Genomic DNA, 23,449 nt, shown 5'->3' with positions numbered 1-23,449 from the left:
ACAATGGATTGAGCTTTCTGCATCAAATGGTAAACCGGCATCACAAATTTTTGGCCAGATGCATTTCGATTGATCTTGAGGTAAACCCTCGGGAATCGAAAGTGTTCGCCATTGCGGCTGTTCGGGAGGATGGCACCACTGTTCTGAATTCTCGAAGCGCGTTGTCTGAGAGGCATCTCGACCAGCTTGAAAGAGCCCTTCCTGATTTTGGACATCCAATAGGACACAACTTCCTCCAACATGACATGGAACATCTGATAGCCGCCCGTTCTCGGTTGTCAGGAATTATGCAGGCGCCGATTGATACACTCTGGCTAAATCCGCTCGCATTCCCTCGAAATCCATACCACCATCTGGTCAAACACTATCATGACGGTCGGCTTGCGACCGGTCATTTCAACGATCCTGAGTTGGACGCCAAACTCGTCTTCGAGGTGTTCGCCAATCAGCTCGATGCATTTCAGGACCTCTCCGACAGCGACCCTGATTCGTTAGTTGCATACCATTTTTTGACAACGAGAATGGAACGGGCAGCAGGTTTTGATTCTGTTTTTAGATATTTACGGGACGCTGATCTTCCCTCACAGAACAGTGCTTTTGGCGCTATAAGGAGGATGTTGGCCGGACGGGCTTGCGAGAAACGCGTCGAGCAGACCTTGGGCAGGCTTGCCAGCCCGCAGAACGGTTGGCCCATGGCCTACGCCTTGTCATGGATCACCGTGGCCGGAGGAGACTCGGTAATGCCGCCTTGGGTTAGGGCGCAATTTCGAGAAGCCTCTCTCATTGTGCGTCATCTGAGGGATACTTCTTGCAAAGACCCGAGTTGCACTTGGTGTGCGGAGCAGAACGATCCAGTGCAGGCGCTCGGCAAATGGTTCGGGTTCCAGAGTTTCCGCCCCCAACCCGTTGATCCTGATGGACGCCCCTTGCAGGAGCGCATTGTTGACGAGGCAATGTCTGGCAATAGCCTGTTGGGAATACTGCCAACAGGAACAGGAAAATCTCTGTGCTATCAGGTTCCGGCGCTATCTCGCTTTGACAAGATCGGTGCTCTGACGGTGGTCATCTCGCCACTTGTGGCCTTGATGGCGGATCAGGTGCAAGGCATGGAACGGTCCGGAATTTCTTGTTCAGTGACCATCAATGGAATGATGTCCATGCCAGAAAGGCAGGATGCCCTCGATCAAGTCCGAATGGGCGACGCGGGTATCCTCATCATCTCACCCGAACAGTTAAGGAGTACCTCCATAAGGTCCGTTTTGGCGCAGCGAGAAGTTGGGCTTTGGGCGATCGACGAAGCGCACTGCGTTTCGAAGTGGGGGCATGATTTTAGACCGGACTACAGGTATCTGGGGCGCTTTATTAAGGAATTCTCCGGTGACCAGCCGCCTGCACCAATTATCTGTTTGACGGCGACGGCCAAGCCCGAAGTGGTCGAAGATATCTTAGAGCATTTTCGGTCCCGGGCAGGCGTAGAACTCATACCACTTGATGGCGGTGCAGCCAGGTCGAACCTAACATTCGAAGTTCGACCAACTACCAAAAACAGCAAAATGTCCGATGTGTTGGATGCGATTGAGAAATTGCTGCCTTCCGCCGGTCGGTCTGGCGCCGTTGTTTATTGCGCCACTCGCAGTGAGACCGAGCGTGTCGCCGAATTCCTTAAATCACAGGGTTTGGACGCTGAACATTTTCATGCTGGGTTAAGCTCTGACGACAAACAGGATGTTCAAGAGCGCTTCAGGGTCGGAGACCTTCGAGTTATCGCTGCGACCAATGCCTTTGGGATGGGGATCGACAAGCCGGACATTCGATTGGTTGTCCATTCCGACATCCCTGGATCTTTGGAAAACTACCTTCAGGAAGCAGGGCGCGCTGGCCGAGATCGGGAGGATGCAAATTGTGTTTTGTTGTTTGCGGCCGATGATGTCGAACGTCAATTCCGTCTTTCGGCCAACTCACGTCTCGCCAGACATGAGATTGGTGCCATCCTGAAGGCTTTGCGAAGGATTGATGAGCGCACCCAGAAGACGGGAAAGATAGTTGCGACTGCCGGCGAAATTGTCCGATCCGAAAGAGACTTGGAATTCGAGAGAGACAGTGCGACGGACGATACTCGGGTCAAGACTGCTGTGTCATGGCTTGAAGAGGCGAGGCTTGTCACTCGGGAAGAAAACCGGGTGCAGATTTTCCCTTCTTCTTTGCAGATTCATACTCTGGACGAGGCTAAGAGCAGGCTTCTAAAGGCAGACATTACTGCTAAGCACCGGAATGAGTTGTTTGCTATTATAAAGCACTTGATTTCAGCTCCTGCGGATGAGGGGGTCTCAACAGACGAGCTTTGTGGTGTTAGCGGACTGTCTCCGGGCGCCCTGACCAAGGCGATGGCAAATCTCGAAACGCTTGGAATTGCTCGCAATGACATTGCTATGACAGTGTTTGTTCATGTTGGCGTGGCGCATTCTTCTTCAGCGCGTTTGACACAGGCTTCAAATCTCGAGACTGATCTTATCGGGTTAATGCAGGAGATGGCTCCGGACGCAGATGATAAAGCGCCTACGCCTCTGAACCTTGCGGAAGCTTGTCAGAATCTCAGGGATACGGGTGGCCACGATGTCCGCCCCGACATTATTGACAAGCTGGTGCGCGGCATTTCCCGAGATGGCCGGGGGCATGATGGTGGTCGCGGTAATGTCAGATTGCGCAAAGTTAGCCGCAATACATTGTTGGTTACTTTAGAGCGCTCTTGGAGAACGATTTCCCAGACAGCTGAGTTGCGGTGGCGTGCCGCAAGTGTGCTTCTGAGTTATCTAACTGGACGAATAGAAAAGGGCGTTCGGGGAAAAGATCTACAGGTAGAGACAACGGTTGGGGACCTACTTGCGCAACTCTCACATGACATGGAGCTAAAATCCAGCGGCGTCCGTGACATTACTAAGCTTTTGGAGCGATCGCTCCTATGGTTGCACGAGCAGGGCGTCCTAACCTTGGGCAAAGGTTTAACCGTCTTCCGGCCTGCGATGACAGTATTCTTGAACTCTGATGGAGGGCAATTCACTCAGTCTGACTTCCTTCCCTTGGAAGAGCACTACGAAGAGCAGACCCTGCAAACGCACGTTATGGCGACTTATGCTGAGACGGGTCTGGAAACGATGGTAGATGCAGAGCGTCTGTCAGAAGACTACTTCCTTCTGAACAAGGACCAGTTCATGAAGCGCTGGATGCCCGGTATGGCACGCGAAGTTAGACGGCAGACTACCAGCAAGTCATGGAAGGCGATTGTCGACGATCTGGGAAATAAGGTTCAGCAGGATATCGTGACCGACGACCGCGATCGCACTAACGTGTTGGTCCTGGCTGGACCTGGGTCGGGCAAGACAAGGGTATTGGTCCATCGCATTGCCTACCTGCTTCGGATGAAACGCGAAGATCCGCGAGGTATTTTGGTGCTGGTCTACAATCGCCACGCCGCTGCGGAAATTCGTTTCAGATTACGTGCCTTGGTTGGGGATGACGCCGCCGGAGTTACCATCTCGACCTGCCACGCTCTGGCAATGAAGCTTGTGGGAGCCAGTTTCGCAGGGGTGCAAGCCGATACAAGTGATTTTGACAATGTCATTATGGAGGCTGTGCGCCAGCTCAATGCGGAAGGCTTGTCGAAGTCTGAGGCAGAAGCGCAACGTGAGGCCCTGATTCAGGGCTATCGTTGGATTCTCGTGGACGAGTATCAGGACGTGGGACCCGAAGAATACGCGCTGATCTCCGCAGTGGCCGGCCGCTCTCTTGAGGATGTCGATCTGAAGTTGAGCCTTTTCGCTGTCGGTGATGATGACCAGAACATCTATGCCTTCAATGGTGCATCGATCGAATACATCCGCAGATTTGAGGCAGATTACAAGGCCAAGCCTTCCTTCCTCGTCGACAACTACCGTTCAACACACAACATTATCCAAACCGCCAATCAGGTTATCTGCGGTGCTGCAGATCGTATGAAGATTGACCAAGAAATCCAAATCAATTCAGCGCGCGCGATCCTCCCTCCCGGCGGAAGATTGGAAAGTGTTGATACCGTTGCTCAGGGGCGTGTACAGCTACTCGATGTTCCACATGGCGACCTTCCACAAGCTATCGCGGCGGTCGATGAACTTATTCGACTTTCTCGACTTGATCCAGAATGGAACTGGGCGCGAACGGCAGTAATTTCCCGCAATTGGAAAGAATTGGGAGCTGTTCGAACTTATGCCGAGAAGAGGGGGCTTAAAGTCGAGATGGCCAACGAAAATCTCCCAAACATTTGGAGGCTGCGTGAAACCCAAAAGTTTGTAGAGGGCTTGCGCCTGAGGCATAGGGAGTTGCTTGGTATTCATGACATCGTTGGCGTGCTGAATAACCAGTCCCGCAACAAATGGGTGGACCTTCTGGCTGAAGGCATTGCGGACTTGGCACGTGAACTTAAGACCAAGGCCATGCCCGCGCCTGACGTAATTGAGTGGATCGCAGAATGGTCAAGAGACACGCGAGGCGAACAGAGAGGGCTTTTGCTCCTCACCGCGCACCGTGCCAAAGGGCTTGAATTTGATCATGTGGTGATCCTGAACGGCAGCTGGGATCGCCCTTCAAAGAATGAAGATCGTGATGCTCCAAGGCGCCTTTTCTATGTGGCGATGACTCGTGCGCAACAAAGCCTGACAGTGCTGACCAGCGGAGAGCATTCTCTCTTGAAATCTGGGGCGCACTCCGTTTTGTGTAGGCAGGTCGTTCCTGATCTCGGCGAAAGCATTCCTGTGGGCATGATTTATCAATTGCCACACTTGGACGTTGTAGATCTCTCATTTGCCGGAAGGCAAAAAAAGGGCCACGCGGTCCACTTGGCAGTGAGAGATGCCTCAGTAGGCGATGATGTTTCTTTGAGGCTCAGGGAACCATATTGGGAACTTGTGGATTCCAAGGGGCGAATTCTTGGGCGAATGGCCAAAGCCTGGCGCCCCCCTGAAGGTCACATGCTTTCTTCTGGACAAGTTGGGGCTATCATCAATTGGCGGAAGGCAGACAATGGTGAGGAATACATCCAATACCTTAAACGCGACAGTTGGGAAACTGTGCTTCCGGAGTTGGTTTTTCAGCCGGAGCCAGGGCGGGACGAACTAAAAAAGCCTAAAGTTGCGACCGCAACTACTTCCTTAAATCCAGTCAATGATGAAGGGCTTTTTGTTGACGAGTATGGCCAAGACAGTCAAGCCGACGGCGAAGATGTGACAGCTTTAGTAACCGCTGGGAGGTATGGTTTAGATGAGCTCAATGTGCTCATGAAAGCCGCGGTTTCTCAATCAAAAACATGGGCGGAACTGACAGATATTTTAAAAACAAACATGTTAAAACTCGCCCCTAAGGGAGGAGGTCTCGTGATTGAAAACGCAGTTACCGGTGAGGAAATCTGCAAACTGTCAACTACGAATTTTCGGTATATTGAACTGATCCGCCGCTTTGGTGAGGGCTTCCCAGAACATCCGCAAGCGTGGCTCGTGGAGCGTGCGTTGAACAAAGACTACGTTGCCAAAGGTCGAAGGGAATCCAATCGGAGTAAGGCGAAAAAAGTGTCATCGACGGATAAAGATGACTTCGGTTTAATTGAAGAATGACATCGACGGCTATTGTTAAAATTTGCGACGCTTTCGGCCAAGTGCCGGTCTTCACCCAACCGATAATTGCGGTGATACATCTGGCCCAAATCACTCGTTAAAGCATCGTCCACTTCTCAGTGATTACCATGAGCCAAGAACACTCTCTTATCAAATGCCGCTATTTGGACCCATAAGCGCTTACTTCAGACACCTGTTAGTCGAACAAAATCCTCCTGTGCGGCATAGCGAGACGTGCAGGTTTCGATGTAAATCCTATCGGATTCTCGCATTTTCGCAGATTTTTCGAGAGCTTTGGCATAGGATGAGTATGTCTGTTGGAAGACCAAAACAACTGCTTCGTCAATACCGGAGCGTCGAGCGCACTCCATCCAAAGAGAGCCTGCATTTATCAAAAGAGCGAACGCTTCCAACTCATAGTCTTTGTGTTCACGCATGAGGAATTCTGGCGCACTCCATTGTTTCAAGTATTCGGACAAAATCCGGCCTGTCAGTCGCACCCATCCACCCGGTTGTTTTGCTTTGTTAGTCAATGGCGGTATGGGGTATCTCTCGCTGGCAGAACTTTTTGCTGCAGCGCCGAGCGTGGCCATTATGAATGCGCGGAGGACCAGAGCTTGGCCGATCGGTAAATTTCCTGGTTCAAGCAGTTCAAAGAGGCCAACGAGAGCATCTCCTGTTTTCGCCAGGCGCTCTTCGATTTTTATCGAGTTTTGTCGTTCTGAAGTCGATATAATTGGCTTGTCCTGAGGCTTTTGCTCGATCCCATCATTTGTTAAATTTTTTTCTTCTTCGGGGGGGTGACCTTTAGCCTCTTCAAGGTCTGCATCAGAAACATGCAGGTCTATTTGTGCAATGCGTTCTTCTGAAGTTCCTTGGTCCTCCTGAGCGCGAACAATTTCCAATGTTCGGTTCATGGAGCGGCGGATTTCGTCGAGTGTCCCGATTTCTCGAAGGGCTTTTTCCTCATCGTTTTCACGCATCAACCTATCGATTTCTTCTTTTGTGAGATGCGTTTCTATTTCCCCGTCATCTGAAACAGGTGACGAACCGCCAGTAGGGCCAAGTCGCTTGGCAGAGAGATCGACCGGCCTGCGCAAGCCACCCATTCTTTCTAAAAGCTCAAGGACTTCATCTGAAACCCTACCCGACCTCTCCAATTCACGAAGAATGGTCAGATCACGATTGGATGCTGATGGTCGAGAGGCATGGTCAAGATCGGCAAGAGAAATGATAGGAACGAGACAAGATCTTTCTCCGCTTTCGTTGACGACGGCAGCGTATCGAGGAGCAGATGTCATTTCTGCAGGTAATGTTACTCTGGTTCTAATTCCGTCGAGACAATCAAATGTCGCAAGTTTTACCTCAACGCGATCAAAAACGTCTATGGATGTCGCCCTTACTCTTGGCGCGGCCACGAAAGCCATTTGACCTCCGCTGATTTCAAAGGCTCCAGGATAGAATGACGTCAAATCTTCTTTATCCTGGGTCCGATTAGGCTTTGGTTTCAGGTCGGAGTATCGCAATGTTTTTTGTAGGACCTGTTCGAGCCCGAGCAACTCTATTGCCTCACCGAACGGCACTGTTCTTGCAATTGCGGCTTCCGAATTTCCGCCGCGGGAACCTTTTCCGAATAGCCCTGGAATGCTTGCATTCATACTTCCGGATAGGACGTAGTCGTGGTTACGACCTTCAGCGACAATTACTTTCGCGTGCATTGGCCTACGCTCTCGATGGACACCAAGCGGCTCGGGGGAACACAGCTCTACCGAACCAAATGAGTTGAGGCTTTCCCGATCAAATTCTTGAAACCTGAGATCCGGAACGATCTTTAGCTCTGGATTACCTAATTTCTCATAGATCTCTTTGACACCTGCGAGGTCTCGGTCCCAAAAAGGGGACATAACGATAAGGTTAGAGATTTCATCTTCACCGATGAAGTCAACAAACTTGTCCCCTACGCCACTGTCATCTGTGTCAGTAAGAAACCCGATACGCTCGCCACTTTGAAGGGTTAGGGTGTTTTGAGCGCTTACAGACTTTAGCCAGGGAGATTGCGCTCGCGCTCTCTGCAATGATTGCATCATTGCACGGTCCGATGGATCAACCTGGGCTTCAAAATACTTCAGAGCCGCTGCGACCAGAGGCGATGCCTCCAAATCGTCACCGCCGAATTTCAAATCCGATAAAGTTTCGAGATTCCCTGCAAGCCCAGATGTGGTCAGATTCCCTGACCCAACCATCAAACGTCCACTTTTTTGGCCTAATTGGATCGTGATCTTTGGATGGAATGCGCCGGGAACCTCCTTTTGGGCCAAATGATAGTCAAGACCAGCCAGCTTAGGCGCGCCCATTTCTGATATGGATTGTCGTGCCATTCGCCCGTCCACGAGAACAGAAATGTTTCTGCATTTACCGCGTCTGAGGTTCAGCAAAACGACGTTTTCAAAAACCATCGGGTCAAAAGAGAAGCTGGTCAGAAACGCACTATGGTAGCCAGAGGCTCGAAAACTACGATCATGCCGCATAAGAAATTTCCTCTTCACCAGCGGCGGTTAACCCGTTTATGTCAATGAGGCCAACTTCTTGCAGAAACCTTGTTGCGATGGCGGTGCGGGGCCCGCTGGCCCCGGTGACACCAGCTCTTCGGTCGGAGAGCCGCCCGTCCTCGAACTCGAGCACGTATGTAAAGTTTCCTTGAGTGTGCATTTTTCGAGTGGCGATCCAGAGATGTTGGCGGATCACCTTCTCCAGAATGAACTGTGCCAGCACCTGTTTAGCACCGTCATTTTTTCTTTCCTTTAGGAAGCAAAGGCAGGCAACCGGCGTCAAAAATCGATCGGATTCAGGATAGACTTGAGCAAGTTCGTCAATTCGTTCGGACCATCTCCTGTAAAGGCGCGCCATGAGGGGAAGAATGTCATCAGCCGGTCCGCGTGCTTCAATTGCAGAATGACTTAGGTCGGCGGAGGTTTTTTCCGAGTTGGTATTATTCAAAGTCAGGAAGAAATCCTGAAGGCAAAGGTTATCAGGAACATTCTCGACCAGCCTGGCCAAAACATCTTGAGGCCTGAGGTTTTCACCTGCATCAGAGATGGCGCGAACGGACAAGAAGAGAATTGCCTCCATGCAAACCCTAAGGCTGTCGCCGACCTGATAGTATTGCCAGGCCAGCCGACATTCACGGTGTGGATGATCATCACCTACATCGCTATCAAACCAAAGCCATCTGAGATCGTCTTGCGTAGGAACCTTACCTAAGTTTTTTGCGGCGATCATGATCTCCTTCATCGTTTCGGCACGCGTATCACCACCTTCAGAGGAGCGCCCCATTAACAAATCTCTCAAGAAAGACCTCTCACGACACACACTCGGAAGGAAAGACAAGCGCATGATCGCCATGTTCAGCAGGTCGTTTTTGCTTGCGATACCTTTCTCAGCAAAATGCTTAAAAAGATGAAGGCTTTCTTCCGTTATTGTTTCTCGATAGGCGTCGGCAAGCTCCCGGCCCAACGGCGTTGGAGCAATCAGACTATAGCCTTCAAGACGCGACATCAGGCCAATTTCGATCAACTGTGATCCATAGGCAGCGCTATAAGCCAGAACATCGAGGTATCGCTTACCTTCACCTTTGGGAGTTTCCAAAGAAGTTGCGACCCTGAAGTCAATCATGTTGTCGTTGTCAGAGATCTGACTCGCAGCCCACTCAGAACCTGCAATACCTGAAGTTGTCTCAACACCTTCCAGATTGTTTTGGGCATAGACTGTGATAAGTGCAATCAGAGCTTCGCCCCTGCGCAAGTGTTCTTCAAATTTGCTTGCAGAACTGGATGCGCCATTCTTTGTGTATTCGTCTATCCACCAACTAAAAAATGAATAGTAGCGATATCGCACGGTTACTGACGTCAGGCCCGGTAAAAGCTGGCCATAACAGTTCTCGATTGGTGTAAGCATACCCAGAGGATCAAGGCCACCAAGTTTGCCCACTTTGGTCCATTGCGCAAAATCAGAACAATCGTCTTTCATAAAAACCTCGCAATCTGCTTTGCATTACCTGCTTCTAATTTTTTTGCGTCAGGCACTTTGTAGCAAGTGGCCTGCCCAAACTGAAAAATTCAAAAACACCTGAGTGTTGATTTGATACATCAATACCTCAAGTTAAAAGTGTTTGGCGACGGCTCGGTCTGGAGAACTGACCTTCGCACCATAGACGCTATTGGAGCCAACCCGCGAGTCAGCCAAAAGTTCCGCGCTGCGCATGCTTTAAGACAAACAACATGTTAGATCAGCCAAGCTAAGTCACCCTAAAGGCCATGCGATTGCTGTGCACCTTTAGCCGCAAACAGCTTCCTGAAGAGAGTTGTAGAGTTCCAACTCATCGCCATGGAGCAATTCATATTTTGTAGAGACCCTGATGAATCTTGTAACGTAAGCACATCTGAAATCTTGACTTGGCGGCAACCAGTCATCAGGCCCCTTTGCGCCTTTGTTTTGGTTTAGTGATGACTCGATTACAAAAAGATTGCTCTTGTCGTTGAAGAATTCTGCTTTTTGCTTTGGGCTCCAGTCCTGAGCGCCGCGGTCCCATGCCCATTTTATTGGCACCAGGTGATCTATATCCAATAGAGAAGGGTCAAAATAGTCTTTTCCAGAGTAGGCGTCGCGCCATTTACCACGCACAACATAACAGTTGTCGTTTGAAAGCTGAACTGTGGAGACACTTTGGTCGCGCAGGACCTCATGGCGTGTGTTTAAGCAGTCATTGTTTTGATCTACCCAATCGCCAAACTGGCTCCGATCATAAGAAGCATTTTGGGCTTCCGTCTGGATTTCTTCCAGAAGGTTTCGCGTGTCTGGCGTCGCGCTAAGGACGACTCGACGAGAGGATCTGCGATCCTCTTGCCCGTCTTCCCCCAGAACAAGACGTGCCGAAGAATACCCGACAGCAATCAGATGCGTCCTTGCCCATGAGAGAAGCTCTTGGTCCTCGACAAGTGAAAGACACTTTCTCAGGACAGACTGAGAGCGGAGTTGGCTCAAATTCAGGTTTTGGAGATATGCTTCGCGGGCGGAGGATTTACTACTCCACTCCGAGGATGCGTGACCCTCGATTTTCACTTCAGCAATGTTAACGCCAGAACCCTTAAGGGTGGAGAGCCATGGCTCGCAGGCTGTGACCAGAAATTCATTGAGACGTGGTTTGATAGTAGCCTTGCCGCGGTCGAATAAAAGCTCATCCGGAAGCGTGATTGCCCCATCGTCATCAATGCGTCCGCCAAGGTCCGCCACAACCGCTCCAAGTTCTTCACGCAAAGCATTAACTAAGGCGGCAGACTGAAGCTCTGCATCAGCTATTTTACCGGAAATACCAGCAAGCGTTTGACCAGCAGATTCAAGTTTCTGAATGGCATCCGCAGTCTCAATCACATCTTGAAGTGTTCGGCCTGACGCATCTAACTGTTGAAGAATTTTTGCAGCTTCGATCAGTTCGTTCAGTGGGATATCGGTTTGCTTGATTGCATCAGCGACTGCTTCCGAAGCAACGAGGTCTTTTAGACTTTTGCCGTCTTTTATCAGCTGCTCAAGAGCAGCCATCTCACTCAATACCTCCTTGGCACCTTCTGCCTCAACCATTGCAGCCAAATCACGCTGAACGTCTGCAGGCAATTCTTGCGCGGCATCCATAAGGCGCAAGAGTTCGGACTTGTCGATGAAGCGCCATTTTTCTTTGGGGTTTTCTGCAGAGGCGGGCGTCGTGAAATCTACCCCTTTCTCACTCAGTGCGATGAACGCCTCTATTGAGCCATCCATTGAGGAATTGAGGAAAACGTTTTGTTCCCTTAGCGAAAGCTGACGAAACTCTTTGACTGCCGGAGTGTTCTTTTTGTTTTCCTCCCCTTGCCAGAATGCCAGCAGAAGCAGGAGGGCGAAGGCAATTAACAGGAAGGCTTCAGCAGCAGTTAAGCCCATAATGGCACCGCGTCGATAATTTTTATCGTTTACGTGGGTGTCAGACATCTAACTCACTTCGATTTGTTTGGGATTGCTGTCTGGCCGGGCATGATGCGAGCATCAAAGGCAGGTGATTTTGTGCCTGAAAGGTTCTCGGGAAGTGGGGTCTGTCGGAAAACAACGGACTCTTTGCTGGCCTTGGTGAGGCCGTCTTCAAGTTTTGAGATAGAAGGGAGAAGTTTGTCGTTTATTTCTCCAGAAGTTAGTCTGGTGGCCTTGGACAATTCTTCCAGATTTGTGCGGTAGAGGCTCGCGGCTTCACTCACCTCATTAGCTTTTCCCATCTGATCAGAGCGGAGAAAATCCATATCAGAAATGAAGGACTTGAAGCTGGCAAGAAGTTCTTTCTGCCTTTCTTCTAAGCTTGCGAGGAGGTCATCTTGTGCGGAAATAACCGAGCTTCTTTTTTGCTGAACAACCTCGAAAGCGTCTGCTTCCTGCTCTTCGATACGGATGCGAAGATTTGCCAAATCAGTGACGAGGCTTTCGAGAGTTTCACTGACATCCGCAGCGTGTTTTTCGATCTTTTCAGTGACAGTAGAAATGCTGTTCTGCGCCAGTGTAGAAAACTCTCGTTCGGTTTTAGTAGCGATGTCTTTGAGCATTTTTTCGAAGCCAGCATCCAGTCGGTCAAAGGAGTTCGTGACCCTTTTGGAGAGTAGGTTTGCGGCTTCATCCAGAGATGCATGGTAATCTTCGACGAACTTTTCAGTGGATATTCTTAGGCGCTCATCGCGCTCTGCAGCCATTTGAACGGACTCAGTTGAAAAGGATTTCAGCTGGGAAAGCGCACCTGCCATGTCTTTTCTGAAGCGGGCAAGGGCACTGTTTAGATCAGAACGAACAGCTCTATCCTTTGCTACAAAATCTGGCCTCATCTGCAGCATCAAAACTCGTAAGAACACGCCGACGATTGTGGATGAAAGCGCAACACCAAAGCCGGAAATGACTTCAGGAATGGCAACCGGAGAGCCTCCACTTTCCGAACTTGCCAATTGGTAGAGAGTGAACGAAAGGCTTGCCAACGTGAATAGAAAGCCTAAGTAGTAGCAGTTATCGCCTATAGATTCTGGGTCGATGTGAAAGCGGCCATTGGCCCAAGTTGCCACAGCGTAACCAAAGAGAATAATTGCTGCATAAAGAGCGGTGAAAAGAGGGTGGACGCCGAGAACTTTAAGGGCGATTCCTCCAAAAACACCAAGAAAGAAAGCCATCACAAATGCGACGCGATCGCCGGCTTCTCTTGGAGCAACGCCGTGCATACGGGATCTACTTTTCGCCATCAGAGATCTCCCAAAGAGCGCGAGGTTGGCGGGCGAGCGCCTTGTCGATCAAAATAGCGGACCCAGAAATCCTCGGCGAACTGTCTCTTAGGAATCTTGGGGCCAGATCTCGGAATGAGGTAAATCTCAATATCGACAGCAGAGAGATTACCGGCAAGTCTGTGACTTCCGACATTTTCAGAAAAGAAATCCCAACCTTGTCTTCGATAAAAACTCAAGGTGTCGCTGTGCTGGAGCATGTCGGACACGACAATGAGTTTCTTGCTACCTGATACGCGCGTAAATTCAGGGGTTTCAGCAATAAGAGACTGCATCGCCTCCATGATGGGCGATTGGTTTTCTTTCTCACCAGTTAACATTGCCGCCAGCGTTTCATTGACCGGGTTTAGGAATTCTTCCTGGTATCGCTCAGCGATAAGACCCGGATTTTCATAGAGACTGTTTGCATACTCACCGGTTGCCGGTTTGCATTTTGCGAAGCGTGCTCCCCAGCGGCTCTCGTCCTCGCTGACGACACCCAAGGTAATCATCGTGTCCCTCTGGGTATTGTGCAACTCATCAGCGAGGATCGTTTTGAGACGTGCTTGCTGCGTTGCATTCAGGGGGTCAGTTAAGTCCAGCAAGATGGCCGTTGTGTTGATGGCCCCAGTTTGCCTACACAGCGTTGCGTCATTGATTTTGGAGGACTTAGTTACCTGTATAGCAACATAAGAGGCGGCAGATACAACAGCGACACAGGCAATGATTATGAGTATCCACACGAAGTTGGATGTTCCCCTGGATCGGCGGCGTGATCGCCGAGAGCGACTTCTTCTACGAGCCATCACTCACCCCCTCCCGGAGATTTACGCTTCTCAATGTAGGTGCCTTCAAGTTCGTCAATCTCGTAGTGGGAATTCACAGCTTTTTTGAAGACTTGGAAAATTTCAGAAATGGATGTGTCCACGAGACCAGCTACCTCCTTAGTCTGCTGTTCCGCATTTGCACGCCTTTCGAGATCCTCATCAGGAACTTCAAATGGCTCAAAGCTATATTCCTTGTTGAAATATTCCGGAGCATCTTCCTCACGAGCCGCTTTGTTTGCATCTCGATAGGTGGCGAGCAGAAAATTTGCCGCAATGTTGCACTGTTCCAGGAAAGGCGTGAGGTTAGAGTGAAGCGCTCTTTGCCCATAAAGAGCGTCTATTGAGTCATTGATGTTGCGATGAACTTCGTCATTGGCCGCGCGAAGCCCGTTCACTGCATTATCACGATGCTCTGCAAGATCTTCGATCGAGTCCTCCAAATCGTCGATGTAGTCGTTTCGCGCATTGACGACGTCGTCGTTAACGCGTGCATATCCGGGGTAGGGATCAGAAAAATAACAGCCCTTCAGAAAAGATATGACCGAAATAATCATTCCCAAGAGAAGGAGAATGTAGGATTCCATCGTGTGCAGAAGGATCGGATGACTTTGGATGGTCTCGATGGCGACGATACCAGCTTGGCGCCAATCACCTATGTTTTCAACGGCATCACGAAAGTGCGCGACACCGAAATTGTATACAAGAGCGAAGGCAATCCACAGCAATACGGAGATCAGGCCAAACAATTTTTTGACTATGTTTCTGAACCCGCGGCAGTTCAGATAACGAGCGAAAATTCCAAGGAGGGTGCACACAGAAACATTCACAAGAGAGACAAGAAAAGCAGCGAAAGCACCTCCCAGAAATCCCAAAGTATTTTTTTGAGCAAACAAATACATGTTGAAAACGGACTCGGCGAGAACCATCATGAAGCCAATGGCGAATAGGGCATAGAGGCTGCCCGTTTCTTGCGCCGGTCTGACCAGGCCGTTTTCTCGTCTGAATTCTTTTCGCCAAGCGAAGGACTCTTGAACTGCTTCGCGCGCAGTCACCATACGAGATTTCCACTTGGTAACTTCTTCGTTGAACTTTGCTTTGGAATCGTTTGCCTCGGTTTCTACGAGGCTTTTGGCGGATACGGCGCGGTTGAGGCGCTCCGCGTATACCCGCCTGTTTGTTTCAAAGTTCTCAAGCCCGCGTCGCCTAAGGTCATCCACTCTTGCGACCAGTTTGATTTCAATGTGGTCCAGTGACTGAGAAGTCTTTTCAGGTTGATTGTTCTTTCCTCGTTTTGTGCCTTCTTCTTCAACATTTAAGTCTTTAAGAAGTCTGTCTTTATCAATCTCTGGAAAGACGGCTGACGATTGGATGAATTCGTCAGATCGAAACACATCCGCAATTGCTTTAAACAATGTCGCACCCATTAGTTAAATTCGTTCGCCCAAAGTGCCCCCCGTTAACTTGTAAAATACCGCTTCGGGAAGGTCTATGGCATTTAGCTCCAATTTTCGCCTGAAAGTTGTCAAAAGCAATCCTCTTTGGCAGGACCTACTGTAAGTGAGACACCTATTAGCCCGAATGTTGACACTTTGATCTGCGATTAACGCAACAGAAACCACTGTGAGTCAAAGTCGGAGTGAGTAACACGTCTGGCTTGATAGGACGATCAGGCGTTCACAGTAAGTTTCTGGGAGTGGAACATTGCGAAGGACTGGGATCAGAATGCTTTTCAGAAGATTGGCAGAGCAAGTTGGTTTGCACCGATGTCCAACGGTTTTCATTTCGTTGGCGGCGACGGCTTCTTTGTTGGGGTGTGCGACGCCCAAGATCTTTGAAATGAGCCTGCCTCTGGGCTTTGGAGTTTTGTTTCTCAGTTTGTTTTTGGGACTTTGCGCCGCAAAATTCTATGAGGCGCATCTTTGGTTGCTCGACGAAGGATAAGCTTTCCGACCAAAAGAAACGACGATTTCCATCAGTGCCGTTTGCAACCCACCACATTTGGCGGAGATCTCAACGTCGCGTGCCTAAAAAGGCCACATCCTCTTCAACTCGTTCACAAACCTACCCAAAATTTCCTAAATCCTTTACACCCGATCAATTCCGAGAAGCTACTCGAACTTCCTCAACGATAGCCGTCAGTAGCGGCCTCTGGGGTGCCGGAGTTGTCGCAGCCAAAAGCTTCCTCGCCGCATCATTCAACTCCCCTTCATTGATCTCAGCCTGCTGAAAGGCTTCAAGATTGTCGAGCTGCCTGGCACGCTCTTGGTTCACCTTGATCAGCTTGGACGCGGTCGCCAGAGCCTCTGAGGCTGCCTTGACCGCATCAATGGCCACTTGCTCGACGGCTCCGATCCGTTTGACCGCCATGTGCTTCACAAATTTCGCAAACGCAACGATGCGATCTCGGGCTGGTTGGACTTTCGTTCTGATCTCTGAGCGCTCCTTTTGGCTCTGTGGAGCGTTGGACCCAAATACCAATCCGTCCGGTCTTTCTTTGGTTTTATCTGCCTCCTGATAAACAAGCTTTTCGTCGAGAACGGCCTGCGTGCCAAATTCAAAACTTTCCTGCTCTTTGACCGCCTGTGCTTCGATAGACCGACACTTGAGATCGGCTTTCTTTGCATCTTCCAGAAGTTCGCGCGCCCATTGCGCCTTGGTCGTGGGAGACGCCTTGGCCCCTCGCTCCGCTCGCGCAATACCCAAATGCTCCACGGCCGCCGCATAGCTGTCCACGACCTTTTCGTATGACCCTCGCCCATCCCCAAACAGGTGGTGCTTGTGATGGCTGACAATCCGTTTTTCCGACTTCTTGCGTGCCGCTGCCACTCGTGCTCGGAACGCGTCCTCAGTCTCGGCTTCGCGCTTCGGCTTGATCCGCTTTAAACGCTTTTGATACGCCGCGTCGTCTTCCTCATGCTTTCTTTTCCGGGCCTTCGTCACTCGTCGCTGATAAGCCTCTTCGGTCTCGGCTCTGCGCCGGTTCTTCGGCAGTGTTGGCGCCTTCTTTACCGTTGGAACGATCAAAGCATGCGCATGTATCGTGCGCTCATCTGCGTGAAGATGCGCGGCGACGCAATCAGAGCCAAATGTATCCTTCAGCCATTTTTTTGTCGCTTGTCTCCAAGCCTCCAAACGATCGGGATCATACTTCCCAAATCCCGCAGGATCTTCTCTGTTAAAGCTTGGCCGAAAGAACTCCGGACTTGCACCAATCACAAGGCAAGTTGCCGGCTTCACATTGCGCGCATCGCAACCCGCACCGAGCGCATGAATGTATGTTGAGACTGCTTTCGGAAACGGGACATCGCCTCCAATGAGCCATTCATTCGCTTTGGTCTGATCAGGGAACACATGATCAAGTTTCCCGCCCGTTCGAGTGCAGTGTTTCCACAGTGCAATGAGATCTGAGCGCGTCGCTCGTTTTATGTCCAAGACTGTGACCGGGTTCTTCGCGTCCGACATGGTTCCCTCCTCGATGACAAGGAGGAAGTCCGGCCCGATCACGGGCCTTGCTTTGGAAATTTTTGCTTATGCAAAATTTGGCTGATAAACCGACTCAAAATTTTTGACCCGGCCCGCGCAATCTGTGCGCACCAGTTTTCCCTTATGGAAAATGAAAAGGAATTTGTGCGAGATCGCCGGAGCGCCCCCATCTTTAGAGAGTGGCTTGAGCAGTCCGTCATCCAAAATCTCGACACGAGAATTTTCGATGGCTCACTATGGAAAACTCTGGCGTCCGGGTGCGCGTCGCGCCGTCCTCCACAAGAGTTTTCCACGGCCGATGGCCTGTTCGCCCTGTCGGGGGATCCTGCCGGAGGCCGCTCCGCGAGACCTCTGGCGCACCTCCGGCGGGGATTTTGGAGCCTCTCCTTCTCCAAAATGAAAGGGCAGCTGCAAATGCACCTGCCCCATGCAAACCGATTGCTTTGCCCGACGATCGCGTCGGATCTATCAGTTCATCAAAGCACTTCGACCAGTCATTTCCAAATCTGAAGACGATTTCAGTTCGTGGATCTCCGCAGAAAGCTGTTCCACTTGCTTCTCCAACTCTGCGACCCGATCCGCTTGCTTTTCACACAGGTCGTCAAGATATTCGACTTGCTCCTGTTTTGCGCGATCGCGCTTTTCCAGCTCTGCCATTTGTTGCTCTTGAACAAGGTTTTGAGCCGAACACTGCAATTGCATCTCGTTTGAATGCGTTTGCAGCTGCGCCAACAAGAGTCCCTTGATGCCTTCCCGTGTGCTCTCCAACACCTGCAACATATGCTCTTCAAGTTTTGTCGAAAGGTTTGGCTGTTCTTCAGCTTCTGCGTGCTCAAGCTCTTCCAGGTGAGCGTCCCAGACTTTAGCCACGATGGACAAACGTCCGCGGCATTCAAGCTTCTTATGGATTTGGCTCGCAGATACTGCGAACGGATCATCGCCGCCCAGCTCCATGCCTGCTGCGATGATTTCTGCTTCTGTGTGAATACGAGGTCTCATGATGGCGTCCTTCTAACCAGTTATAAGAAGGACGTGCTGTCGTTGCGGATCAAACAAAGCGGTTTGAAGCAAAAATCTTTGCCACAATCAAACCGCGATGACCTCCACGAATAAGCCATCAAAAACAGCGTGAAGTAGCTAATTGGCCAAAGTCGTCCGAAGAAACCGCGTGTCGTATGTAAGTAGGTCAGTAAGTAAGTTTGTAGGTATGTAAGTAAGTATGTTTGTTTGTAAGTCAGCAGCACAAACAAACGTTCGATCAGCTTGGTATTGCTGGAAGACGATCGACGGCTCTGAGCCAGCCTCTGCAACATCGATTTGGCCCAATTTCTTTGTGATTTCCGCTCGGGACTCAGTTCCCGACTATGGAAAATTCAAGCCAATCTCACCCCGCCAAAACACACGCATTCGCACACCTTCGACCGGAAGCCTATTGTTCCCTTTTGCATCCGCAAGATGGCTTCGGATTGCCGTCAATACTGGTCAAAAGCCACGACGGCAACACATCAGGTAAGACCGTTGAATTAGATCATCTGGTTGCGATGCTGCCGGTCTATCAAGACGCAACGAGCTACCTGTCCTTGAACCGCTTCCATGGCAGCAGAGGAAACAACAAAGTCGCTGCTTTGAACGCGCTCTATGTGGATCTCGACTTCTATAACATTGAAAAACTGAGGCGGATGAACTGTTCAGAGGTGCGCGCGGCTTTCCTGAGCCATCTCTCCCGCAAATCGGTTCCTGCACCCAACCTGTTTCTGAACAGCGGGCGTGGTCTTTCTGCAATTTGGTTGATCGACAGCCTCCCTCCCGGGGGCCGTTCCAGATGGAAGGCTGCGATGCAGGCTCTACTCAGGCTCTGCGCCCCCTTTGGAGCAGACAAATGCTGTTCGGATGAAGCGCGGGTCTTCCGCTTGCCAGGTTCCCTCAATGAAAAGTCAAATACGGAAGTCGCGGCACTGTTGGGCTCTTCTGAACGCTTTTGCTTCGATGCGCTAAGCGATGCGATATTCCGATCTGTTGGCCGACCTACGCGAGAGGAATTCAATTGCCGAAGACTGGGGAAGACAGGCAATCAAACCTCCAATCCAAATGGGAGAGAAATGCCTGTCGGACTATCGCCTGCGGCGCGGTTTGCCCTGATCCTGAGCGATCTGGAAGCGATTAGAGGTCACTTCGGTGACCGTATCCCTGAAGGCATGCGCAACACCTGGCTACACCTCTATGCGACCTGCCTGACCCATTTGCATGACGTGGTCGATATCGAAGGACAGATTGCAGAGACTGCGCGCCAGGCAACGCCAGATCTACCGCATCAAGAGGTCGCAGCTATACAAACGCAGGCGCAAGCCAAGACACTGCATCCGGACAAGCGGTATTACTTCAGAGGCAGCACAATCGCAGCGATGCTGGGAGTTTCTGACGATCTGGCGCGTGACCTTGGTCTCAAGCAGGTTATGTCAGAGAAATTGAGGACCGCCGGCAGAAGCAAGCAACGAACAGCCAATCGTCGTTCCAAAGGCGTTGTTGCGCGCGAAGACTATCTGGCCGCGAACTCCTCAAGCCAGGAGAAGCCATGGGAAGCGTTGGGGATTAGCCGCGCAACCTACTATCGGCGAAAGAAGCAGAACAAACTCCCAAGGCACTCAAAAAGCGTGAGACAGGTGTGTCTTCGACTACAGGGGCACCACGGGGATCAGGGCACTGATCCCAATTTTGGGGAGGGTAGGAATATCGCGCTTTGTCTGTCTGGCACCCCTCTATGCGAGGGCGCCAGACAGACAAAAGCCTGATCCACAAAGGAAATCATATGCAAGCAAGACGGCAGGCGCGTGCGTGAACCACGTGACCTCGACCAGCTGACCAGACGGTCTCTTGAGCCGGCGCGCGGTGCGCCAGGCATCTGCAATGGGAGAACAATATGTTCGACATTATCAATAGTTCACACGCTGATCTGCAGACCTTCTTGTGGGACAATTTTGAGGGGCTGCAAAATGCATCTCTGTTGCTTGGAGGCCGACCAGCCCTCAGTGCGACCAAGAGCCTGATCGCTGACATCTGCTCCAAACCAGAGCTGACCCGCCGCGACCAAATCGGACTGGTTCGTCTGCACGAACTCCTAACCTTGGAATACGTGCATGATTTTGACCGCCCAGAGTCCGCCTACTTCGCCGTTATCGATCCAGCCGAGCCATACATTGAAGAAATCTGTCTGCTGGCGGATCAACTCGCCGACCGTATGACGGCTGTGGCTCAGGCCTCTGGCATGGAAATGGAAGCTCAGGAGGTGCCCTATGCAGTCTGAGGACAAGAACCCGGAACTTTTGCTGTGCGTCACATGCGCCGCCAATCTTGAGAAGTTTCTCACCAACAAAATTGCCTCGTGCCAGGAGACGGCCGAGGGCGCTTGTGCAGCTCTCGGGATTTTGTGGCGCGTCGCTGACTTGGAGATCTCCCAAAAAACGCGGGAGATGCTGGAAACCCTTGCGACGAATTCGGAGGAAGAATTTGAGCTTCAGCCGAACACTGAGGATCGATTTATCGAAATGGGAGCGGCAATCATTAAGGCGCTCAACCAGTTCGAAAACAAGCTCGGCGAGCGCGCATTGGCCGGACACGTTGAGGTCGCAGATTTTGATGATCTTGAACAACGGCAACTCATCCAACTCGCGGCGCAGTGGCGCGCCTGCTGGGCGTTGATTTTTGACTGGCAGGAATGGGACCGAGTGAAAGAAAAACTCGGCACCGTCACAAACTAATTGCCACTCGGAGCGCTGGTTTGAATCGAAATTAATTCAACCAAATCAGCGCTCTATAAAAAAGTCAAAAAAATCTCATGGCGAGATTTTTTTTGGACTCACGTTCTTCTTAGAAAGAAAAACGGAACGACAAAGAGGTCGGCAATGAGTTCAGCACTTCACCAAGGAAACGAGCAGATTTTGGCATCAATTAGCTTCGTATCAAGCCGCGAACTTGCGATCGCGGTCGGTTACTCGGGCGTGTGCGAGGGATTTCGGAAATGGTGCAACGAGTATGGGATCACACCAGTGCCAGGTCGCCGATCCCATTTTGATCCAAAGCTGGTCCGCCTTCGATTAGATCAAATGCAGGGCCTTCAGGAACCACAAGTTAACAACATTGTGCCCTCCGATGAACCGCAGAGCCTGGTAGAGCAAAGGAGAGCTCGTCGTGCCGCACGTTAAATTGGTTGGAATTCACCGTCCAAAGAAGAAACTCGCAAACGGAGAAGTTCGGACATATCACTATGTTTTCCGAGGCGGCCCCCAGTTCTGGAACAGTGCTTCCGGGATCAAAGTCGGCTCGCCTGAGTATCTCGACGCCTATATTTCAAAATCGAAGGCATGCCAAACAAAGGGATCTGGTGCGCCGGAAGGCAGGGGGGGCACATCTTCGGTTATCCGGCGCTACAAGAACTCGATCCACTTCCAGAACCTCGCTCCACGAACCAAGAAAGATTACATTAAGTTTTTGAACTCATTTGATGAGGAGTTTGGACCTGACCCGATCAAACTCTTTGAAGAAAAAGAGTCCTTGTCCGAGATCCGCGGTTGGAAAGATCAATGGTCGCATTCGCCACGCCAATACGACTACGCCACCAGTGTCGTAACGAGATTGCTTAACTGGGCTAAATCAGAAGATGCGTCGATCACAACGCATTTTCACGTGGATATCGCGCGCCTCTACAAATCCAAGCGAGCACATTTGGTTTGGTTGCCAGAAGAAATTCATGCCCTAAAGAGCGTCGCCAACGACCGCGAAGCGCGAATTGTTATTGCCGCCTCCGAGGGCGGGCTCACCCCACAGGATATTGGTCTTTTGAAGCGCGAACACGTTCAAAAGACACCTAAGGGCCGTCGCCTGTTTTTCAAAAGGACTAAGACGGGCAACCCAGTAGCAATACCTGTGACCCCTGCGCTGGCAGAACTAATTGATACAACGCCCAGCCGCCAAGAGTATCTCGTCGTTTCTTTGGAAGGCCACAGATTGCAGCCGGAGCGAGCATCCAACATAGTGCGTGACCTTCGAAGCCGCGTAAATGAGCAGGCGAAAGGCGACCCGAGCAAGTTCTCTATTCGGGACGAACTTCACCTTTACGATATGCGTGGAACGGCTGCCACAGAGCTTTTGCGTGCAGGATGCTCACTGGAAGAAATTGCTGTCACCATGGGGTGGGGGCTTAGACATGCGTCCAACATCATCGAAAAGTATGTGGCGTTGGTGCCAGAAAAATCTGACGAGGTTCTCTTAAAGCTTGCGGCAGCAAGAAAGGCGTCTGGGATCGCTGGCTGATATTGCGCCCATTTAATGAAAGCTCGCTTGGAAGCTTGTGGCGGTCAGGTCGACATGAGCATTCAGGGGAGGTCTCAGTTCAAAGGCTCGTGGTTTCCGCGAGAAATTCCAAAGCCTAAATAGGGTCCAGCCGTCTCGATTAGCTTCGGCGACCGCCAGTTCATTCCTGGAGATGTGAAATGGGGTCCGTTCCCAGCCGTTGGTCGTTTTAACCTCGATCAGACGATTGTTTCCTTGCGGCGTAAAACTCAGGATATCATATCCTGCGCCATCGCCATCTTCGTGGCTGACCCAGCGCACCTTTTTGGCGAGGTCGTGCCTGCCAGCGCCGGAAAGAATGGCTCGTTCATGGCGCAGAACGCGTTCTTCACCAGCTTTGCCAAGCGATCTGTTTCTCTCATCCCGTCCAGCCACATCAAATTTTCGAGCCATGGCCTGCATTTGCTGCAATTCATTTGGAGGAGGCGTGTTTTGCATTGTTGGTGGTGTGCCTACCCAGATGGCATCAGAGGAGTCTGATGCTCCTATAGGAGGGGTAGGTTTTGCGGCAATCCATCCTCCGCTCTGATTTAGATGGCGAGCGACGGCGTCTACCAGGGACATTTGAAAGTTGAAGGCGGGTTTATACCCAGTGATCCAGGCTTCACCCAGGCCCTTGAGCACTGCGGAGATGTTTTGGTGCTTAAATTCAATTGATCCTTTGGATCGACCAATTAATGCCTGCAAAGTCCGATTGTGCGCCGCCTTGTTGTATCTATTGCCCGCCAACTCATCGGAAAGCATGGAAAAATAGTCTGCCACAATGGCGTTGTTTTCTTTGTCTGACCATTCTTCTCCATCCATAGCGAGACGGTATGCCAACTGAAAGAGGTTGTCACGC

Annotated in this window: 14 protein-coding genes; 5 read left to right on the top strand and 9 right to left on the bottom strand. The window is 50.9% G+C overall.

All coding sequences use genetic code 11. The features are described 5' to 3' along the window. Window positions 1–26: 26 nt before the first annotated feature. Window positions 27–5,639, top strand: coding sequence for a RecQ family ATP-dependent DNA helicase (locus JXR15_RS00845; protein ID WP_422052225.1), 5,613 nt, complete (start codon window positions 27–29; stop codon window positions 5,637–5,639). Between the two features lie 185 nt (window positions 5,640–5,824). On the opposite strand, the gene JXR15_RS00840 is transcribed toward JXR15_RS00845, so the two are convergent. The 8 genes from JXR15_RS00840 to JXR15_RS00805 form a co-directional block, all read right to left on the bottom strand. After that, window positions 5,825–8,167, bottom strand: a complete 2,343-nt coding sequence (locus JXR15_RS00840; RefSeq protein WP_422051378.1) for a hypothetical protein — start codon at window positions 8,165–8,167, stop codon at window positions 5,825–5,827. Next, window positions 8,157–9,665, bottom strand: coding sequence for a hypothetical protein (locus JXR15_RS00835; RefSeq protein ID WP_422051377.1), 1,509 nt, complete (start codon window positions 9,663–9,665; stop codon window positions 8,157–8,159). The genes JXR15_RS00840 and JXR15_RS00835 overlap by 11 nt, the downstream gene beginning before the upstream one ends. Before the next feature lie 306 nt (window positions 9,666–9,971). Next, a complete protein-coding gene (locus tag JXR15_RS00830; RefSeq protein ID WP_422051376.1) occupies window positions 9,972–11,657 on the bottom strand; it encodes a GmrSD restriction endonuclease domain-containing protein in 1,686 nt (561 codons plus the stop codon). Between the two features lie 5 nt (window positions 11,658–11,662). Continuing rightward, window positions 11,663–12,934, bottom strand: coding sequence for a hypothetical protein (locus tag JXR15_RS00825; RefSeq protein WP_422051375.1), 1,272 nt, complete (start codon window positions 12,932–12,934; stop codon window positions 11,663–11,665). After that, window positions 12,934–13,695, bottom strand: coding sequence for a hypothetical protein (locus JXR15_RS00820; RefSeq protein WP_422051374.1), 762 nt, complete (start codon window positions 13,693–13,695; stop codon window positions 12,934–12,936). The genes JXR15_RS00825 and JXR15_RS00820 overlap by 1 nt, the downstream gene beginning before the upstream one ends. A gap of 62 nt (window positions 13,696–13,757) precedes the next feature. Next, on the bottom strand, window positions 13,758–15,203 hold the full coding sequence (locus JXR15_RS00815; RefSeq protein ID WP_422051373.1) for a phage holin family protein: 1,446 nt from the start codon (window positions 15,201–15,203) through the stop codon (window positions 13,758–13,760). Between the two features lie 670 nt (window positions 15,204–15,873). Then, window positions 15,874–17,241 carry a plasmid recombination protein gene (locus JXR15_RS00810; protein ID WP_422051372.1) on the bottom strand — a complete coding sequence of 456 codons (1,368 nt, stop codon included), beginning with the start codon at window positions 17,239–17,241 and terminating at the stop codon, window positions 15,874–15,876. 489 nt (window positions 17,242–17,730) lie between these two features. Next, window positions 17,731–18,261, bottom strand: coding sequence for a hypothetical protein (locus JXR15_RS00805; RefSeq protein ID WP_422051370.1), 531 nt, complete (start codon window positions 18,259–18,261; stop codon window positions 17,731–17,733). Window positions 18,262–18,626: 365 nt separating this feature from the next. On the opposite strand from JXR15_RS00805, the gene JXR15_RS00800 reads away from it, so the two are divergent. The 4 genes from JXR15_RS00800 to JXR15_RS00785 all read left to right on the top strand — a co-directional run bounded on the left by JXR15_RS00800 (window position 18,627) and on the right by JXR15_RS00785 (window position 22,569). Then, the gene (locus JXR15_RS00800) at window positions 18,627–20,051 is read left to right on the top strand and encodes a hypothetical protein (RefSeq protein ID WP_422051369.1); all 1,425 of its coding nucleotides are present in this window, start codon (window positions 18,627–18,629) and stop codon (window positions 20,049–20,051) included. Window positions 20,052–20,179: 128 nt separating this feature from the next. Next, the gene (locus tag JXR15_RS00795) at window positions 20,180–20,563 is read left to right on the top strand and encodes a hypothetical protein (RefSeq protein WP_422051367.1); all 384 of its coding nucleotides are present in this window, start codon (window positions 20,180–20,182) and stop codon (window positions 20,561–20,563) included. After that, window positions 20,553–21,017, top strand: coding sequence for a hypothetical protein (locus JXR15_RS00790; protein ID WP_422051366.1), 465 nt, complete (start codon window positions 20,553–20,555; stop codon window positions 21,015–21,017). Before JXR15_RS00795 ends, JXR15_RS00790 begins: the two co-directional genes overlap by 11 nt. 430 nt (window positions 21,018–21,447) lie before the next feature. Beyond that, window positions 21,448–22,569 (top strand): tyrosine-type recombinase/integrase, encoded by a 1,122-nt coding sequence (locus JXR15_RS00785; RefSeq protein WP_422051365.1) that lies wholly within the window; start codon window positions 21,448–21,450, stop codon window positions 22,567–22,569. Between the two features lie 12 nt (window positions 22,570–22,581). On the opposite strand, the gene JXR15_RS00780 is transcribed toward JXR15_RS00785, so the two are convergent. Beyond that, window positions 22,582–23,412, bottom strand: a complete 831-nt coding sequence (locus JXR15_RS00780) for a DUF3883 domain-containing protein (protein WP_422052224.1) — start codon at window positions 23,410–23,412, stop codon at window positions 22,582–22,584. Window positions 23,413–23,449 lie beyond the last annotated feature (37 nt).

Source organism: Shimia sp. (assembly GCF_049116215.1).
Taxonomy (GTDB): domain Bacteria; phylum Pseudomonadota; class Alphaproteobacteria; order Rhodobacterales; family Rhodobacteraceae; genus Shimia.
This window is presented reverse-complemented; position numbering and strand designations above follow the sequence as displayed.

Coding starts and splice junctions, on each gene's coding strand:
- JXR15_RS00790 (WP_422051366.1), top strand. CDS start 20,553: ATGCAGTCTGAGGACAAGAACCCGGAACTTTTGCTGTGCGTCACATGC.
- JXR15_RS00780 (WP_422052224.1), bottom strand. CDS start 23,412: ATGGATGGAGAAGAATGGTCAGACAAAGAAAACAACGCCATTGTGGCA.
- JXR15_RS00830 (WP_422051376.1), bottom strand. CDS start 11,657: ATGTCTGACACCCACGTAAACGATAAAAATTATCGACGCGGTGCCATT.
- JXR15_RS00840 (WP_422051378.1), bottom strand. CDS start 8,167: ATGCGGCATGATCGTAGTTTTCGAGCCTCTGGCTACCATAGTGCGTTT.
- JXR15_RS00805 (WP_422051370.1), bottom strand. CDS start 18,261: ATGAGACCTCGTATTCACACAGAAGCAGAAATCATCGCAGCAGGCATG.
- JXR15_RS00825 (WP_422051375.1), bottom strand. CDS start 12,934: ATGGCGAAAAGTAGATCCCGTATGCACGGCGTTGCTCCAAGAGAAGCC.
- JXR15_RS00815 (WP_422051373.1), bottom strand. CDS start 15,203: ATGGGTGCGACATTGTTTAAAGCAATTGCGGATGTGTTTCGATCTGAC.
- JXR15_RS00810 (WP_422051372.1), bottom strand. CDS start 17,241: ATGTCGGACGCGAAGAACCCGGTCACAGTCTTGGACATAAAACGAGCG.
- JXR15_RS00835 (WP_422051377.1), bottom strand. CDS start 9,665: ATGAAAGACGATTGTTCTGATTTTGCGCAATGGACCAAAGTGGGCAAA.
- JXR15_RS00795 (WP_422051367.1), top strand. CDS start 20,180: ATGTTCGACATTATCAATAGTTCACACGCTGATCTGCAGACCTTCTTG.
- JXR15_RS00845 (WP_422052225.1), top strand. CDS start 27: ATGGTAAACCGGCATCACAAATTTTTGGCCAGATGCATTTCGATTGAT.
- JXR15_RS00800 (WP_422051369.1), top strand. CDS start 18,627: ATGGAAAATTCAAGCCAATCTCACCCCGCCAAAACACACGCATTCGCA.